Source organism: Paenibacillus aurantiacus, assembly GCF_042431225.1.
GTDB lineage: Bacteria > Bacillota > Bacilli > Paenibacillales > Paenibacillaceae > Paenibacillus_Z > Paenibacillus_Z aurantiacus.
Window position 1 is genome coordinate 61,724 of the sequence record NZ_JBHMDO010000056.1, and the last position, 15,491, is coordinate 77,214.

At 48.1% G+C, this 15,491-nt stretch carries 17 protein-coding genes; 3 read left to right on the forward strand and 14 right to left on the reverse strand.

Features of this window, described 5'->3' with window-relative positions; all coding sequences use genetic code 11:
* Positions 1 to 84 precede the first annotated feature (84 nt).
* The gene (locus ACFFSY_RS34755) at positions 85 to 552 is read left to right on the forward strand and encodes a MarR family winged helix-turn-helix transcriptional regulator (protein ID WP_377503156.1); all 468 of its coding nucleotides are present in this window, start codon (positions 85 to 87) and stop codon (positions 550 to 552) included.
* 45 nt (positions 553 to 597) lie between these two features.
* Positions 598 to 1,536 (forward strand): NADP-dependent oxidoreductase, encoded by a 939-nt coding sequence (locus tag ACFFSY_RS34760; protein ID WP_377503158.1) that lies wholly within the window; start codon positions 598 to 600, stop codon positions 1,534 to 1,536.
* A gap of 150 nt (positions 1,537 to 1,686) precedes the next feature.
* On the opposite strand, the gene ACFFSY_RS34765 is transcribed toward ACFFSY_RS34760, so the two are convergent.
* From ACFFSY_RS34765 to ACFFSY_RS34830, 14 genes are all read right to left on the reverse strand, one after another.
* Entirely contained in the window at positions 1,687 to 3,279 is a 1,593-nt protein-coding gene (locus tag ACFFSY_RS34765) for an ABC transporter permease (RefSeq protein WP_377503160.1), read from the reverse strand.
* On the reverse strand, positions 3,276 to 4,160 hold the full coding sequence (locus tag ACFFSY_RS34770; RefSeq protein WP_377503162.1) for an ABC transporter ATP-binding protein: 885 nt from the start codon (positions 4,158 to 4,160) through the stop codon (positions 3,276 to 3,278). The genes ACFFSY_RS34765 and ACFFSY_RS34770 overlap by 4 nt, the downstream gene beginning before the upstream one ends.
* A gap of 562 nt (positions 4,161 to 4,722) precedes the next feature.
* On the reverse strand, positions 4,723 to 5,094 hold the full coding sequence (locus ACFFSY_RS34775) for a hypothetical protein (RefSeq protein WP_377503164.1): 372 nt from the start codon (positions 5,092 to 5,094) through the stop codon (positions 4,723 to 4,725).
* 232 nt (positions 5,095 to 5,326) lie between these two features.
* Complete coding sequence (locus ACFFSY_RS34780) at positions 5,327 to 6,049, reverse strand: SDR family oxidoreductase (RefSeq protein ID WP_377503166.1); 723 nt, start codon at positions 6,047 to 6,049, stop codon at positions 5,327 to 5,329.
* Between the two features lie 84 nt (positions 6,050 to 6,133).
* A complete protein-coding gene (locus tag ACFFSY_RS34785; RefSeq protein ID WP_377503168.1) occupies positions 6,134 to 6,697 on the reverse strand; it encodes a TetR/AcrR family transcriptional regulator in 564 nt (187 codons plus the stop codon).
* Positions 6,698 to 7,265: 568 nt separating this feature from the next.
* Positions 7,266 to 7,742 carry a 2-thiouracil desulfurase family protein gene (locus tag ACFFSY_RS34790; protein WP_377503170.1) on the reverse strand — a complete coding sequence of 159 codons (477 nt, stop codon included), beginning with the start codon at positions 7,740 to 7,742 and terminating at the stop codon, positions 7,266 to 7,268.
* A 32-nt stretch (positions 7,743 to 7,774) separates the two neighbouring features.
* Entirely contained in the window at positions 7,775 to 8,269 is a 495-nt protein-coding gene (locus ACFFSY_RS34795) for a DMT family transporter (RefSeq protein WP_377503172.1), read from the reverse strand.
* A gap of 15 nt (positions 8,270 to 8,284) precedes the next feature.
* On the reverse strand, positions 8,285 to 8,986 hold the full coding sequence (locus tag ACFFSY_RS34800; RefSeq protein ID WP_377503174.1) for a Crp/Fnr family transcriptional regulator: 702 nt from the start codon (positions 8,984 to 8,986) through the stop codon (positions 8,285 to 8,287).
* 29 nt (positions 8,987 to 9,015) lie between these two features.
* The gene (locus tag ACFFSY_RS34805; protein ID WP_377503176.1) at positions 9,016 to 9,438 is read right to left on the reverse strand and encodes a DMT family transporter; all 423 of its coding nucleotides are present in this window, start codon (positions 9,436 to 9,438) and stop codon (positions 9,016 to 9,018) included.
* Between the two features lie 196 nt (positions 9,439 to 9,634).
* Positions 9,635 to 11,032 carry an ABC transporter substrate-binding protein gene (locus ACFFSY_RS34810; protein ID WP_377503178.1) on the reverse strand — a complete coding sequence of 466 codons (1,398 nt, stop codon included), beginning with the start codon at positions 11,030 to 11,032 and terminating at the stop codon, positions 9,635 to 9,637.
* A 23-nt stretch (positions 11,033 to 11,055) separates the two neighbouring features.
* Positions 11,056 to 12,282 carry an ABC transporter permease family protein gene (locus tag ACFFSY_RS34815; RefSeq protein WP_377503180.1) on the reverse strand — a complete coding sequence of 409 codons (1,227 nt, stop codon included), beginning with the start codon at positions 12,280 to 12,282 and terminating at the stop codon, positions 11,056 to 11,058.
* The gene (locus ACFFSY_RS34820; protein WP_377503182.1) at positions 12,269 to 12,895 is read right to left on the reverse strand and encodes an ATP-binding cassette domain-containing protein; all 627 of its coding nucleotides are present in this window, start codon (positions 12,893 to 12,895) and stop codon (positions 12,269 to 12,271) included. Before ACFFSY_RS34820 ends, ACFFSY_RS34815 begins: the two co-directional genes overlap by 14 nt.
* Before the next feature lie 19 nt (positions 12,896 to 12,914).
* A complete protein-coding gene (locus tag ACFFSY_RS34825; RefSeq protein WP_377503184.1) occupies positions 12,915 to 13,835 on the reverse strand; it encodes a hypothetical protein in 921 nt (306 codons plus the stop codon).
* 93 nt (positions 13,836 to 13,928) lie between these two features.
* Entirely contained in the window at positions 13,929 to 14,456 is a 528-nt protein-coding gene (locus ACFFSY_RS34830; RefSeq protein ID WP_377503185.1) for a hypothetical protein, read from the reverse strand.
* Positions 14,457 to 14,803: 347 nt separating this feature from the next.
* Here ACFFSY_RS34830 and ACFFSY_RS34835 point away from each other — a divergent pair, with 347 nt between their 5' ends.
* Positions 14,804 to 15,286: a DUF4825 domain-containing protein gene (locus tag ACFFSY_RS34835; RefSeq protein WP_377503187.1), complete on the forward strand. Its 483-nt coding sequence runs from the start codon at positions 14,804 to 14,806 to the stop codon at positions 15,284 to 15,286.
* Positions 15,287 to 15,491: the final 205 nt, after the last annotated feature.

Sequence of the window (15,491 nt, forward strand, 5' to 3'; positions counted from 1 at the left end):
ATTTATGTTGACGGCAACATATTTACCTGTTATCTTAGATACATGGAATATGTTGACGACCACATAAAAAAGGAGATGACCTAATTGAAGAACAGCGACAACAACGCAGCCATTGAGAATGAAATCAGTGCGGGCACCCAATTTCCCGTAAGCTTCTCGATCTTCAGCTTGGCTCGTTCTCATCATCGCATTGCGGGACAACTGCTTCGGGAAGCAGGTTTATACCCCGGGCAGGAACTCGTACTGATGCAGCTATGGCACCGGGACAGCCAATCTCAGAATAGTCTCTCAAGATCGCTGCGCCTTGATCACTCGACCATTGCCAAATCCGTTCGTCGTTTGGAAGATGCGGGCCTTGTCACCTGCAGCCGCTCTGAGGAAGATAAACGAGTCACCCTCGTATCGCTTACCCAAACAGGGCGTGAATTTGAATCCAGAGTCACTCAGGCCTGGAGCAAGTTGGAAGAGATAACAACCGAACATCTTCATGATGAAGAAAAAGCGCAGTTTGCAGCCTTGGCCAAAAAAATAGCCGCTACGCTAGAAAAGTAAATGGAAGTCATCCAAACAAAGCGTGATATTGGAGGAGAGATAGGTATGTCTAAAAGGTCGATACAAGCTGTTCTGATCAACGAATATGGTGGTCCTACCGTTTTGAAAGGCGCAACCGTCGAACGCCCTCAACCGCAAGCGGATGAAGTGCTCGTTCGCATCGCGTATGCTGCGGTCATCCCGCTTGACTTTAAAATCCGTAACGGTTGGCTTCAAAATGTTTTTCCTGTCACAATGCCCTACATTCCTGGTTTTTACGCTTCCGGAGTTGTCGAAGAGATTGGGCAAAGCGTAACAGCGTTCAAGCCCGGGGATCGTATATTCGGCAATATCAGAGGGGCTTACGCAGAATATGGCATTGCAACCATTCAGGAGTTGGTTAAAATACCGGACAATCTCACGTTTGAGGATGCAGCCACCATTAAAGCCGGAGCTGAAGCGGCTTGGAAGGCGTTGTTCACCGAAGGCGAGCTCGAATCCGGACAGACCGTTCTCGTTCATGCGGCAGCAGGCGGAGTTGGACAGTTCGCCGTTCAATTGGCGAAGTGGAAGGGAGCAACCGTAATCGCCACGGCTTCAACCTCTAACCTGGACTTCGTTAAGTCATTGGGTGCGGATCAAGTCATCGATTATACAACGACAGATTTCGAAGACATCGCCAAAGAAGTCGATCTGGTCGTCGATTCTGTTGGAGGCGAGACGGAGACCAGATCCTGGTCCGTTCTGAAGAAAGGCGGGATCCTCGTTTCTTTGACGCAGGATCCATCCCAAGAGCACGCTCAGCAGCATGGCGTAACCGCTAAATTCAATACCAAGTTCCCAACCCGCGAGGACTTGCAGCGCTTAACGGAATTAATGGCCGAAGGCACGATTAAGGCAGAGATTGATTCCATATTCCCGTTAAGTCAAGCGGATAAAGCGCTGGAGAAAAGCGAAGCAAGACATGGACGAGGAAGAATTTTGCTGAACGCAAACTTTATCTAAAGAAGGAACAACACGAGTGCATCGCGCACTTCGTGTTGTTTTCTTTTCTAGGCTGGTTACCCCATCCGACAGAAACCTGCGGTACGGTTCACGTAAGCTTTCTAAGGCAAAATAAAAAGGCATCCGGATAGATGCCTCAAAGTGAAAGATTCAATGATACGCCCTTATTTGGCGCGCCCGTCCAATCGTCGCGGCCAGCAGCAGGATCACCGTGCCGAGCAGGTAATACAAATAGACGCCGTGGCTGACCGATTGTGCCATGGAACCGATAAAGTCCAAATCCTCAAGTCTGTTAAGCGGACCTATATACCACATTAACAGAAACACCACCTGAAACAGCTTACCGCTTCCCGACCATACGCCCAACGCGAGTGCGAGCGCGGGAATAAACAACGCTCCCACGGCCATCGCAGCCACTTGTTCCCAATCCATGATCACGATGAAATGAATGAATGCGCCGATGCCGGTGAGAACCGATAAGATGACGCCTGCCAGCCACAGGGTCACGAATTGACGGCGAATCGGATTTACCGCGGTAAAGACCAGCAGATTCGTACGGAAATATGCTTCATTCGTACCCATAGCCGACCAGATCAGGACAGGCCACAACCACGTGAGCGGCAGCACCACCTTTAATACCACATCCGTCGGCAGCAACAAGCAAAGCACCGTCATCACAACGGCCATGGCATACCACCACAGATGCACGCCTTTCAGCATGAGGCGCAATTCATGTACGAGCGTTGTGCCAAAACGGGGTCGGCTGCTGACCTTCATATAAGGCGTTAGCTTGACCTCCGTACGTTCTTGACGTACCGGCTGATTTTGCATCTCCGCAGCCGCAAGGGGACCCCGCCTCTTCTTTTTGCTTGCTTTTACGCTGCGGGTCAAATCGAAGCGATGAAACAACAAGGAGGCCAACCAAACGATCAACAAGGCGACGGCAATCCACATGAGCCGGTATAGAAACATGGATGGATGCCAGTCTATACCACCCCAATCGTACATCGTCGGTTCGCCCTTCAACGGGCTGATCCCCGAGACATGGTCTGCGGCGTTGTGAGCCGTTCGGGATTTTGCTTCGTTCGTCATTTCGTTCGTGAAAGAGGATATACCTAGAATGTCCTGCCACGCGCCGCCGGCCGTCGTCGAGAATCGGATCATAACGCCCCACAGAATAAGATAGAGAATATTACCGAGCCCTCTGTTCAATAGAGGGACGGCTTCGAATAAGATCGCAAGTGCGGAAACCAATGCCATCGTCGGTATTGTCGAATAGAGGAAAGGCAGGAGTAACGCGGCCCAATCAACCGTGCTCTCTTCCCCCCGAATGAGCTGCATCGCAGGGGCCATCGCCATCAATACCGCTACTAAGGAAAGCAGTAGAATGAAGTTGCCCCACATTTTCCCGAGTAGGTACGTCCAGCGGCTAATCGGCGTTGTGGCAACGATTTGCCCCACACCGGTCTGAACGTCCCGCTCCACCGCGTTCTTAACCAGATAGAAGGCCGGAAGACTGAGCAGCATAGACGCCAATATGGCAAGCGCGCTGCCGATCCAAGCCGAGTTATAGACGCCCCGCACCCCATTCAAGGATAACGTTGCATAGCCGTCTCCGTTGGCGGGAATAAACTTGTACGCGATGAAAATCGACAGCACGACGGTGATCAAAAAGCTGTACCGCCGCGTCCGTTCCAAAAAATCGGCTTTCATCATGTGGGATACCCTGCGGAGCGAAGTCATATGCTAGCCTCCTGCCTGGAGGCCGATATGTGATACAAGTAAGCATCTTCCAGCGTCGGTGTCACCTTGGTGCATGCTGCAGAAGGCGGTGTGTCGGCAATGACCCGGACACGAACCCCTTCATTGGTCTGGATCGTGCTGCTGATAATGAGTTGATTCCGGTATGCTGCCCACGTATCGCTCGGCATCAGCCATTCCCATACCTTGTCGGTTGCGGATGCCAGTAGGCTGCTGGGCGACGCATGCGCCACAAGCTGCCCCTGCCGGATGACCGCGATATCGGTTGCGGTCGCCTCAATATCAGACACGATGTGCGTTGAGAGGATCACGATCCGATCACCGGACAGCTCGACTAACAGATTGCGAAACCGAATCCGCTCCTCAGGATCCAAGCCTACCGTGGGTTCATCCACGATCAGCAGATGTGGATCGTTAAGTAAGGCTTGCGCGATTCCCACACGCTGCCTCATGCCTCCTGAATAGGCACTCAGCGGCTTCTTGCGAACCTCGTGCAGGTTGACCAGATGAAGCAGCTCATCGATCCTCTTTCGGGCCGTTCTGGAATCCAGTCCCCGGATAGCGGCCAGATACTCCAGGAACTCCACGGCATTCAGATGCGGGTACACCCCGAAATCCTGGGGCAAATAGCCGAGCACCTGTCTCAGCGCATTCGGATTGTGCGCAATATCGATGCCATTCCAAGTCACCCTGCCGGTAGATGGCTGGGTAATGGTCGATAAAATCCGCATCAGGGTTGACTTACCGGCGCCATTGGGACCAAGCAGCCCCAGAATGCCCGTATGGATAGTAAGCGATAGGTCACGAAGCCCGTAAAAATTCCCCTTGTACTGCTTGCTTACACCCTCAATGATCAGCTCCATAATTCCCTCCCCATCGTCACAGCTCAATTGGGAAATAATTCAATTGTTTCTGTCACCTTCATCATAAACGAAGGATGAATGTATTACCATTGCTTCATCTAAATTTAAGGATGGCGATAGTACCTTTTGCTATCTTCAATCAAAAGTCCCACTCTAGGGATCTGTGACCTGAAAGGCAATTATCAGAAGCCATTTATTGAGATTTGCGTCATTTGTGATACGGTTCAGCTAAACGGGGGTATCGGCGAAAAAGACAAGGGAGCAGCGCCGCGGTGGCCTGCTCCTTGTTCGTTGAACTATCGTTCCCAGATGTATCTTCAATCGCAATTAACTTGCCTCATAATCCAAATTTGCACGGGGAGGGAGTTTAGAGAAAGCCTAGTTCAAATTTAATAATTAAAGTCAAAAAGCTGCAAATAGTTAGAACTATCGCAATTGCTATCTGTGGAGCCCTTGCCCATTCTAAGAAGCTTACTATTCCCGATTACTTAGTTACATATAAGCCATCTACTAAGGCCGACCGGCTTTTCTAAAAGTTCTTGCTTACTCTCGTATTTCTTCTTCATTTTTTGATAATCACAAGAGATGACACAGCGGCAGCGATAACGAGCAAAGCAGATATAGCACTGATGAATTTCGGTTCCTTATACGGAAGAAATATAAAACTGATTGCCAGCCATCCAACTGCGGCGGTGACAGTGAGTATAACGGCCGGCCATTGATTCAGCAATTGCGGAGCTTTTTGAGCAAGAATCAGACCGAATACTCCAAGAATAATCTGCCCGAGTGAGACGGCGGTATTCATCCCATAATAAAAGGTCGTCTCCGTGCTGGGAACGCGTATACCCCGCACATACTGGGAAATCACATCAATTATAAAATGCATGAAGCCCGTAACAATAATCCAGCCATAGGCTACAAACCACAAGATCATATTTTCAAACTCCCCTTAAGAAAACTTATAGGTTCATTGAAGCTATATACTGAAATCCACTTGCGTGTCTGCGAATCTGAAGTTTCGGCACTTGCCCCATGGTAAAGCCTCATACTTTTTTACTTAGTCTATTTTACTTTTTTGATTTCTTTTTCTCCACCTATTGACCACTAGTGCCGTTAAGAAAGAAATCACCGCAAAAATCATATTAAATCCTCTCCTCGTATATTAGTTAAAGTTGAAACCGCCCAGCAAGTTTAAGCATTTTACTCAAACCCGGTAGAATTTCAAATTTATCTCTCTTTATGCTGTCAATCGCCACAGCGACCACTTTTGGAACCTCCATTGTTGGCATACGATTATTCTTTTCATCATTTGGATTGGCACGATTAATAAGAGGTGCTGAAGTTTTGGGAGGTGCAAGTTCAAATACTTTGACGCTTGTATTTTTAAGCTGAAGACGAAGCGACTTTGTATATGCGTGAAGACCGGCTTTTGCCGCACTGTAGATAGGCGCCGTCGGAAACGTGATAAATGCAAGACCTGATGAAACATTAACAATGGCAGATTCAGGCTGTTTCTTTAAATGGGGTAAAAACTGCTGTACCATGCGAATTGGACCATTCAAATTAATGTCGACTTCATCGCAAATTTTGTCGTATTCCGTATCGTTAAAGTCAACTGCGCGCATTATTCCTGCGTTGTTTATTAATATATTTAACTTTGGAAAATCTGCCGTTACTTTTGCATGCAGCTCACATATTGCTTGTGAATCACTTACATCACATTGGTATATATGAATCGATGGCAATTCTTTTTTTGTCAATTCCAATTTAGAAATGTCTCGTCCTGTTATAATAACTGTGTTTCCTAGCGATATGAGCTGTTTTGCCATTTCAAGACCAATTCCTGATGAACCTCCGGTAATTAAAATAGTATCTGTTTTTAATTCCATACAATAATTCCTCCATTACTTTTTATTAATTTTATAATCTCGCTATTAAAGCGTGACTAGTCACTCTTTAATAAACAAAAAAAATTATACGACCACTCGCCAGAAGGCTTCGAATCCGGCCCTGCTATGTTTATCTGCGTTGGCTGGGTCCTGCATTATATAGTCGATTGTCGATTCCGCTATACCGTTTATCAAGGCAGCTCGCAGTCCTAGTGGCTCTTCGCTTAGGGGCCCGTTTTGGGTGACGCGCCTCATAAATTCTCTGAATCCGCTCATGGCTTGTCCTGCTGCCTGACGGCTCTCCGTTCTGATATCGTCCGATACGCTCAGCAGTGCCAGCGTTCGGCGCTTCTCCGGATGGGACGTTGCCCAGTTCATCCACTGGGACCACATATAGAGCGCCTGTTCCCGGAGGCCGCTTTCAGCCGGGATTCCATCTAGGACCGAAGCCATCTCCGTCTTGAGCTCGATATAAAGCTGGTTCAACAAATCTGCCTTAGTAGCGAAGTAGGTGAACAGTGACCCATTGGAGACACCAGCTTCCTTGGCGATTGCTGCCGTCGCTGCCCCCAATCCCTGAGAGGCAATCACACGGGTCGCTCCCGCAATGATCGCGCTTTGTTTATCATCACTTCTAGGCCTAGCCATGTTTCCCCTCCTTTTTCTTTACTACCACCATCTTATAGCAGAGTGATTAGTCAGTCAATACCCTATATTTACGATCATTTTGAAAAATGTGAAAGACATGTTTGTATACACGTACTGTTTAAATCCTCCAAGTACCAGAACAAAGGAAGTGCTGCCTACAAGCCGAAAGGCTCAATGACAATGTATGGGTCAGGGCAACAGCCGAAATCCATAGACGAAGACGCGGAAGTTCGAATCGATACGAACGAGCAAGTGGACTACATCAAGCGGCAGCCTGACGTGACCCTGAGTGAGGAACAGATCGAACCGAACCTTGACCTGGAGCTTAAGTTACTTGTCGAGAAGGGTATTGCTGTCAGAAGAATAGCAGCAGGGAAACTAGGGAAGAACCCTTATTCCTCACGGGTTTTTCCCTAGTTTCCACCAAAAAATTTGCGTCACTTGTGATACGGTTCACCGCGATTGATCTTAAACTATCCCTTCTGCGCAGTCTCCGTTCCAGCAACCATCACACCATTCCCAACACGCAACAAAGGCAGCCCACCTGAGCTGCCTTAACCTGCCCTTCTTATTCCGCACGCACTCTCCCCGCCAAAAAAACCGGCAGCTCATCCTCCGACAACACCCGAATCCCATTCCGGGCCAACAACGCCGTCGTCACGCCATCCCCCGGCACCCGCACCCCCGCGAACGTGCCGTCGTAGATCGTCCCGCTCCCGCAGGACGGGCTGTTTGCCTTCAGCACGACGACCTCAGCGCCCGCTTCGCGCGCCTGCCGCAGCGTCTCGTACGCGCCTTTCACATAGAGCGCCGTCACGTCCTCGCCGGACCGCGTGACCACTTTGGCCCGGCCGTCCAGCACGTCATGCCCGTCTCCGCCTTGAATCTCCGCCGGTTCGCGCGGTACGGCGAAGCCGCCGAGCAGCTCCGGACACACTGTGGCCGCCTGTCCGCTTCCGATCAGCTCCGCGATCGCGTCGTCCAGGCAGTCCGTACCGTTATAGCGAACCTTAAGCCCTGCCAAGCAGGCGCTAACCAGCAGCATTACGAGTCCTCCCTTTACACAACCTTAGTTATTCACGATCTATCCACATGTGGACTTGTGGATAATGTGGATGAAGCTGTGGATGAACGTGCCGCGCCACCTAATTTGAACACAATGACGCCACCAATAATGACCAGTACCCCGATCAGCTTCTTCGGCGTGAACGGCACTTGCTCCAATCCGAATAATCCGAGCGAATCCCAGACCAGCGCGCAGAGCAGCTGAGCCGTTAGCGCAATGGCGATCGCATACGTCGGCCCGAGCATCCGAATGCCTTTGACCAGACAGGTTACGACCCCAACGCCGATTATGCCGCTAAAATAAAACCACGTCTGCATCCCCTCGACTCGGAACATCGCCTTCCCTTCGAAGGCGACCCCAAATGTCAGCGACGCCAGAAACCCCATCCCGAGGACGAGCGTCGTCGTCGCCCACGATCCCGTCCGTTCGTTGACCTTGCTGTTGAAAATATTTTGCACGCTGACCAGCGCGCCCCCCATCATCGCGAGCAGTAGTCCGAGTATCATCGCCGTCTTTCCCTTCTATTCATAAATATTGCGGTCGGCAGCTTTCGCCTGCAGCCCCGCTTTGTCCAGTACCACGAGATGGCCGTCGACCCGCTCGATCAGCCCCGCCTCGCAGAACTGCTGGATGACCCGGTTCAAATGCCGGTAGCTCGTTCCCATCGAATTGGCCGCGTCCTTCAGCCGGCGCACCGGCAGCCGTCCCCGGAAGTCGGCATCCGTCTCGTCGAAGCAGACCGACAGCAGGTAGCTCGCCAGCCGCACCTCGACCGGGTACAGCAGATTAAGGTTCGTTAAGTTCGATTTAATCAGGAACTTGCGCGTCATCAGGCGAAGCAGAAAGTCCAGGAGCGGCGCGTGATCCTGCCCGTATTTGCGCAGCCATTTGTACGGAATCGCGATCATGTGGACGGCTCCGACCGCTTCCACCGTATTGTGGATATCCGTCTGGCTGACGTATTCCAGGTCCCCGATCACCTCGATCGGCGTCTTGAAGCAGAGCAGCAGCGTCCGGCCTTCCGCCGTATTCGTATACACCTTCAGCTTCCCCTTCACCAGCACGAACAGTTCCTCGGCCCGCTCGCCCTGCGCGCATATCAGCTCCCCTTGCTCGAACCGACGCAGCGACATATGGGGAACGAGCGCCTCGGGGAACACCCGCGCCAGCTCCGGATCGCGCAAATATTCGTGCAGCAGCCGCGAGTCCAACGGTTCCGACATTCCGCGCGCCTCCTTCATCTCCTCGATCTCTATACGCTCAAAATCACAACGCCCGCGATCATCATCCCGATCCCCGCGAAATGCGGCCATCGCATGCGCTGCTTCGCCACGCCGAACCAGCCGTTGCTGTCGATGGCGAAGGTTAATCCCAGCTGCGCGATAAGCAGCGACGCGCTCGAGATGGTGACGCCGACCATGCCAATGGCATGCACGTTGCTAAAAATAATAACCGCGGCGAATGCGCCGCCGAACAAGTAGCCCGGCTTCACCCGCCCGTAATCCCGAAGCTTGCCGTCGCGCACGATCAGCAGCACGAGCAGCGCCACGACGAAGCCGGTGAATTGCGTCAACGCCGCCGCCTGCCACGTGCCGATCGATTGGCTGATCTGCGCGTTCGCGACGCCCTGCAGCGTAATGAAAGCCCCGCCCAAGAATGCAAATATAGCGCCCATTTGTTATGTCACCTCATATTATATAAGTTGCTTCATTAATTAAAAGCGATTCGCCGGGCGCAGAGAAAGGACATATGTCCTAACCTTGCCGAAATCCGCGCGCGCGGGGCGTGCTCAGAATGACAAAAGCGGCAGCCACGAACGGCTGCCGCTTGGATTATTCATCTGTAACGTGACGTAAACGCTAGAAACCAGATTAGGAAAGGATTTGCTGAAGTTTAACATTCCCTTCGCTCTGCCACTCTCTCAGAGCTTGACGAACCTCTTTATCCCCAGTAAGCACTTCATTCAATTTATTGCGCCCAATTTCCAACACCTGGTATAGATCTGGCTTTTCATCGAACAAGCGTCCGAGTTTGATCTGGTAGGGAGCAGGCTCAAGCTTAAAGAAGGCATCCAGGTTGTAATTCAAATTGTTTTGAGGCTTGTTTGATTTCACATAGGTGAACAACTCGTTGCTATTGCTGCGCGATTTCGTGGTCGCCCATTCCTTGCTATTGAGAAACTTAATAAATTCCCATGCCTCTTTTTTATTCTGCGCATTCGCCGCAATACCGACGGCATTGTTAATGGTTATGTTCCCGCCTATGCCTGGCTGATCAGCATGGACCGGGAGGGTAACAACGTCCCATTCAATCTGTTTCATTCCCTGAATTCGCGGCGCGTTCCGATTCGCGTCTATTAACTGATTGACGTAATTATACGAAGCAATTGTCATTGCGGTTTGGCCTGATAAAAAGTAATCGTTAGAGTAAGGATTCATAGCGCCGCTGCTTGCTTCGGCATTATTGTTGTTCTCGGCGTCAGGCAGCGGTAGCTTTGTATTGCGAGCCAAATTGATAAAGCTCGTCCAGACCCGTTCCCAACTATCCGTATCAACCGTCATTTTGCGTTCCTTCTCATTAAAAATCATGGTTTGAAGCGGCGACGCATAACTCAACATATCGTAAAACGCATCCGAAGAGAAACTGTTGAATGTAAATCCATACGATAATTTCCCTTCTCCCGGCTGAAGACGCCCTGCCAACTGAATCATATCCTCCCATGTCATTCCATCGCGGGGGAACGGAACTCCCTTTTCATCAAAGATCGTTTTATTATAGAAGAGGGCGGTGGTTGAAAACGTTGGCGAGAGCGCATATGTACTGCCATTGCCTATCAGGGTCATGGCATTATTGACCGGCGCGGCAAATTGACCGGTATCAATCTGATCTTCCTTTATTAAGGAGTCTAGATTAGTCAACAGATTGTCATCAATTAGTCCCCACAAGCTTTGGTAGTCAACCATAACCAGGTCAGCCTTATTAGGCTCCCGTAACGTTGTCCTTAGTTGTTCTATAGGGCTCTGCCCTTGATCACCGTCGATTGTAACAGGGATAAATTCGATCGTGACGTTCGGATGCATGAACTCGAAAATCTCGGCGAACTGTTGTCTAAGCCAGTTGTTCTCAGACTCACCGTATGTAGTGGCGATCCGCAATACGCTGCTCGCTGTATCCGTTTCGGATGGCCTAGATGTACAACCTATTAAAGCTATAGTGAGCACCATGATCACTGCAACTGCGCTTACCGCGTTTTTACGTATACGCTGCATGGTATAGGCCTCCAGAGATGCGTTTATTCAAATTCCTTGTTTATCTTAAGAAGCGCTAGGATATTCTTCCTCGAATATCGCCGCAGGATCCATAAAACAATCACGCGGTTAATAGCGAAGAGAATGAGCAGTAGGAGTGCAACTACGGAGAGTGTGTATGCATACACATTTTTGCCTATGAAAATAGAACTCACGACCACGATGTAAAGCGTTATTCCCATAGCCGTAAACAAGAAGATTGCGTTAATATTCCGTGAATAAATTTGATTAATCGTTGTCATGCTGTATCCCAATTGCTTTAATATTCCCATATCCTTTTGCTGTACTTTGAGATACGAATTAAAGGACAATATTACATGCGAGGCCGTTATCATCAGGATCAGAAAGCCTAAGGCCAATGACAACGCGACCGTATTTTTCATTGATCCATCAAAATTGTCGAATGCTTTGAACGTATAGTTCGTATTATATCCTTTCGCATTGACCAGCTCTGCAATGCCTTCCACTTGAGATAAGGCATCGACATAGACATATATCTTCCTCAAGGATTGGATACCGAACGGATTATCGCTATCATATCGCTTGACGAATTGGTCCCATGGTATCCGGTATGTTTGTTCGATCATATCTTTATACGTATTGCCGCCTATATAAATAGTCTCTAATTGCTCATCGTTATATAGGGAAAAAGGGTTTTTATCGGCTACACCTAACTGATAGTTAATCGGATATTCGACGATTTCGCTGCTGCTCAGCCCATCTTCATGGACATCGACAATAGGGAGTTTCAATGTCAGCACCGGATCTAACTCCGTCTTTCCGCAAGCCCTTTTCGTTCCCAGGTCACAGCTTCCTAACAATGCGCCGCCTGCCTCATCGAGGCCGTAAATAAAATGGGTATCTCCATTGGCATCTTGTATGCCAAAGTTAAACTGATACTCCTTAAAGACCTGGTAGCTCGCTTCGGGAAACTTTGTTTCGATCTCTTCGCGAATGACCGTTTCATCCTCGTACTTCAAGGGCTGAGCATGCATCGCATTGCCTCGCGATGTCGTAATTTCAATGATATGCGTATTATCATTGGAAAGAAAATCTTTATCCACTTGCAAATATTGATTGATAAAATAAACGGCCGAGCTCGCAACCAACACAAGTGAGAAGATAAAGAGCAAAATTGAAATACGCAGATACGAGTTTGATTTCTTTAGAATTAAACGGGATATAACAGGCGTATTCTTAGCACTTTTCATGATACAATCTCCCGTTCTCCAGCCTTAGGTCCATTCCCCCCTCTAATAGCGGGTTACTTTCATGACTAACCACAATAATCAACTTGTCTTTGAACACCGTTTCGATCGTCTTGATAATTTGCTCTTTGTTTTTTTTGTCAAGCTTCGACGTCGGCTCGTCCATCAGAATAATATCCGGTTCTGAAATCAGAATGGATGCTAACTGCACGCGTTGTTTCTCTCCGCCCGACAGCATAGATACTTTTCTGTCGATCAGATCAAGAATATTGAAATCGTGCAGCGTTCGCGTAATCAGCGCTTCGAAATGCGAATCTGCTTGGTGATAAGGCGAGAATGAAGCGTACTTAATGAATAAATTCTCTCTAACCGTTAAATTTGAAAATAGCATTTCATCCTGGAATAAATAGCCGACGTTTAAAGCGCCCCCTCCTTCCACACGGCCGCTGTCCGGGTTATCGTAACCAGCTATCAAATTGAGCAGCGTGGTCTTCCCGGACCCGCTTTCCCCATGAATGATATACCGGCTTGGACTATGGAATTCGAAATCGAGCTGATTAAGAATATGCTTCTCGCCAAACTTTTTGGTCAACCCCACTAATTGTAACGTCTTCATCGGCCCCTCTTATCTGCCATTATGGAATATTGATATGCTCAATGCGTCCTTCACAATAAACGGTAACTACTCGCTGGTCGATTGAAAAATCAATAACGCCCGAAACACTTCCAATTTGTTTCTTAGACGCCGTATCTATAACGTCCAGCACAAGATCTGCTTGTTCGTTAGGATAGATCTGAATAAGAATATTAAGTTCATCTTCTATGTAATTTAACGTCTTCTTCTCGAATTGCATGCTGTCATTAAAAATCAACTCATTGTTGGAGGTCAGCAGTTCGCCATTTAAACTATATACATTTCCAGATTCGAGGTTTTCCGCTTCCGTATGTGGCGCTGCTTGCAAATTATCCAATAATAAGGATTGTAATTCGAAAGAATTAGAGCTTTCGTTATAAACCGTATAGTACAGTTTATCCTTTACGATTGCCCCATCTGACACCAGTCCTGATACATTCGGGATATCTTGCGTACGATCTTGAATTAATTCCGCAATTGCGCGTTTCGTTTCCTTCCCGCTGTCATCATAGTAGGAATGAATAAAGAAATGACGCTCATTATTTGTTGCCAATGGGAAAATCGCTTCGTTTTTTCTATCCTTTAGCCGCACGACTTCATCGACGACGTTCTTGTCCATTTTTAAAATGGAGAAGCCATTAGTGATACTATTGCCAACCGTAAAAAATGGACTAACCGTATTATATTCATAGTAGATGTAATTCGGGATATTCTGTTGTTCTTCGATAGACTTGGTCTTTGGATTATAGGTTAGTAGTTTCTGAGAATACCGATTGACCAAGTATACACACTGACCTTCATCGCTACATTTAGGCAGTTCAACATCGTTCACCGTCTCGCCGCTCGTCGGTCTATCATTTTGACGACTACAACCTACAATCGCGAGCTGAACAATAAGCAGCAGCAGTACGAATTTCTTCATTTGCCCCCCACATCAATCATGAAAGATAGTAAACGACAGGTAAAGAATCGGCCGCATGACGGCCGATTCTTTGCCTTTCACCTTATTATCGAATTAAACGCCTGCGCTAATTTCGTAATACTTAGGATCGCTCGAAAGTTTTACTTTAGCGGTATTTGTCGTGACGATCGTTCCGCTTCTATAGTCGCCGCTCGGTCCGATAACGATATTCGAACGCCAGTCAGACGACTTGGATCCATTGGAATTCTCCCAGTATTTCAGGACCGTTGTTGTATTTACCCAGGTAGAGCCTCCCCCTGCGCTTGCGCCGTCTGCAGAAACCCCCATAGAAATGTTCGCGGAGTTTCTCAAAGAAGCCGTACTTTGCCAGGAAGTTCTAATGGACGATACGGTTTTGGTACCGCTGTAAACAGCAGACACCTGCCAGTCCCATTGAAGCGTGTTGCCGGAAGACGTTGCAAGTGTAGCTCTCCATACGTTAGAGGTTAAAGTGCCTTGACTGGATGGAATCGTCAACTCTTTTGCCTGGGAACTAGCAAATGAAATTCCGGAAAAAAGAGAAATACTCAAAAGCGGCACAGACAAGAGTGTTGCGCAAGTCTTCTTGAAATTGATTGTCATTACTTAACCTCCATACGTAAAGTAATTTTTATTTGATAGCTGGCCAGCTTCTCAAACCACCACAATGTTCTTTCACTCCCATATTTTTCTTGCTTACTAGATACTATCATATTGATTACATTTTGAGAATACTCTCTTACAAATTTATTCCAAATTCCTACTCACCTGCATCGCTACCTCTCTTAAAATTGAAACTGTCCTCGTTCAACCTTAAGTTAAACGATTATGGGGAGGCTAACTTGAACAAATCTTAAAGCCTATGGTAAGGTGGAGTCGTTAAAATATGGAAACCACACAATATGGCGAGGTGAATTATGAATTTTTTTCGGAAGGATTATAGGCTTCTAATGATTATGATGATGGTAATGGCGCTTGCGCTAGCTGCATGCACTTCAACTAACATGACTCCGAATTCTGATGAAGACTTATTTAAGTTTAAGAACACCCCCTTGGGCAATAGCAGTGCCGTCGGGCAAATCATTCATCAGTTACCTGCAAGCGATAAATTTAACGAGATGAAGCTTGAAACAGACCAAGAACCGTATGGCTTGTCCTTAAGCTATGATAATGTCAATGAGCCGCTCTCCCTTGACGATTTGGAGCAAACGATTGTCTATAATGCCTCTTTTATTTTCGCCCTGATCCCAAATGTGGAGCGTGTCACGTTTACCTTGGAGGCAAAGACCTATGTGATCCACCGCGAGGCCCTGCAGAAATGGTACGATGGTCGCGTTCTCGAGGAATTTGAATCGGCAGATGCTTTAAAGGAATATATCGGGGCGTATATCTCCGATCAACAAAAAATGGATCAGCTATTAGAAGAGTCGTAAACCTGTAATAAATCCTCGTTACCAATGGCAGTGCATGTCGAGTAACCTTACCGACAAATGTAGCTGTTATCCTGGCATACCCCCATATACAACCTCACTCCCCTCCAATATGAAAAGGTTGCTCTGTAGTATCAGAGCAACCTAAGACGTAACCCGGTTCAAGAAAACCAATCTCGGAAGCTGACCGTGATCTGAACGATGCCAG

Excerpts from the sequence above, each read along its gene's own strand:
- ACFFSY_RS34760 (WP_377503158.1), top strand. The coding sequence starts at position 598 with ATGTCTAAAAGGTCGATACAAGCTGTTCTGATCAACGAATATGGTGGT.
- ACFFSY_RS34765 (WP_377503160.1), bottom strand. The coding sequence starts at position 3,279 with ATGACTTCGCTCCGCAGGGTATCCCACATGATGAAAGCCGATTTTTTG.
- ACFFSY_RS34770 (WP_377503162.1), bottom strand. The coding sequence starts at position 4,160 with ATGGAGCTGATCATTGAGGGTGTAAGCAAGCAGTACAAGGGGAATTTT.
- ACFFSY_RS34775 (WP_377503164.1), bottom strand. The coding sequence starts at position 5,094 with ATGATCTTGTGGTTTGTAGCCTATGGCTGGATTATTGTTACGGGCTTC.
- ACFFSY_RS34780 (WP_377503166.1), bottom strand. The coding sequence starts at position 6,049 with ATGGAATTAAAAACAGATACTATTTTAATTACCGGAGGTTCATCAGGA.
- ACFFSY_RS34785 (WP_377503168.1), bottom strand. The coding sequence starts at position 6,697 with ATGGCTAGGCCTAGAAGTGATGATAAACAAAGCGCGATCATTGCGGGA.
- ACFFSY_RS34790 (WP_377503170.1), bottom strand. The coding sequence starts at position 7,742 with ATGCTGCTGGTTAGCGCCTGCTTGGCAGGGCTTAAGGTTCGCTATAAC.
- ACFFSY_RS34795 (WP_377503172.1), bottom strand. The coding sequence starts at position 8,269 with ATGATACTCGGACTACTGCTCGCGATGATGGGGGGCGCGCTGGTCAGC.
- ACFFSY_RS34800 (WP_377503174.1), bottom strand. The coding sequence starts at position 8,986 with ATGTCGGAACCGTTGGACTCGCGGCTGCTGCACGAATATTTGCGCGAT.
- ACFFSY_RS34805 (WP_377503176.1), bottom strand. The coding sequence starts at position 9,438 with ATGGGCGCTATATTTGCATTCTTGGGCGGGGCTTTCATTACGCTGCAG.
- ACFFSY_RS34810 (WP_377503178.1), bottom strand. The coding sequence starts at position 11,032 with ATGCAGCGTATACGTAAAAACGCGGTAAGCGCAGTTGCAGTGATCATG.
- ACFFSY_RS34815 (WP_377503180.1), bottom strand. The coding sequence starts at position 12,282 with ATGAAAAGTGCTAAGAATACGCCTGTTATATCCCGTTTAATTCTAAAG.
- ACFFSY_RS34820 (WP_377503182.1), bottom strand. The coding sequence starts at position 12,895 with ATGAAGACGTTACAATTAGTGGGGTTGACCAAAAAGTTTGGCGAGAAG.
- ACFFSY_RS34825 (WP_377503184.1), bottom strand. The coding sequence starts at position 13,835 with ATGAAGAAATTCGTACTGCTGCTGCTTATTGTTCAGCTCGCGATTGTA.
- ACFFSY_RS34830 (WP_377503185.1), bottom strand. The coding sequence starts at position 14,456 with ATGACAATCAATTTCAAGAAGACTTGCGCAACACTCTTGTCTGTGCCG.
- ACFFSY_RS34835 (WP_377503187.1), top strand. The coding sequence starts at position 14,804 with ATGATTATGATGATGGTAATGGCGCTTGCGCTAGCTGCATGCACTTCA.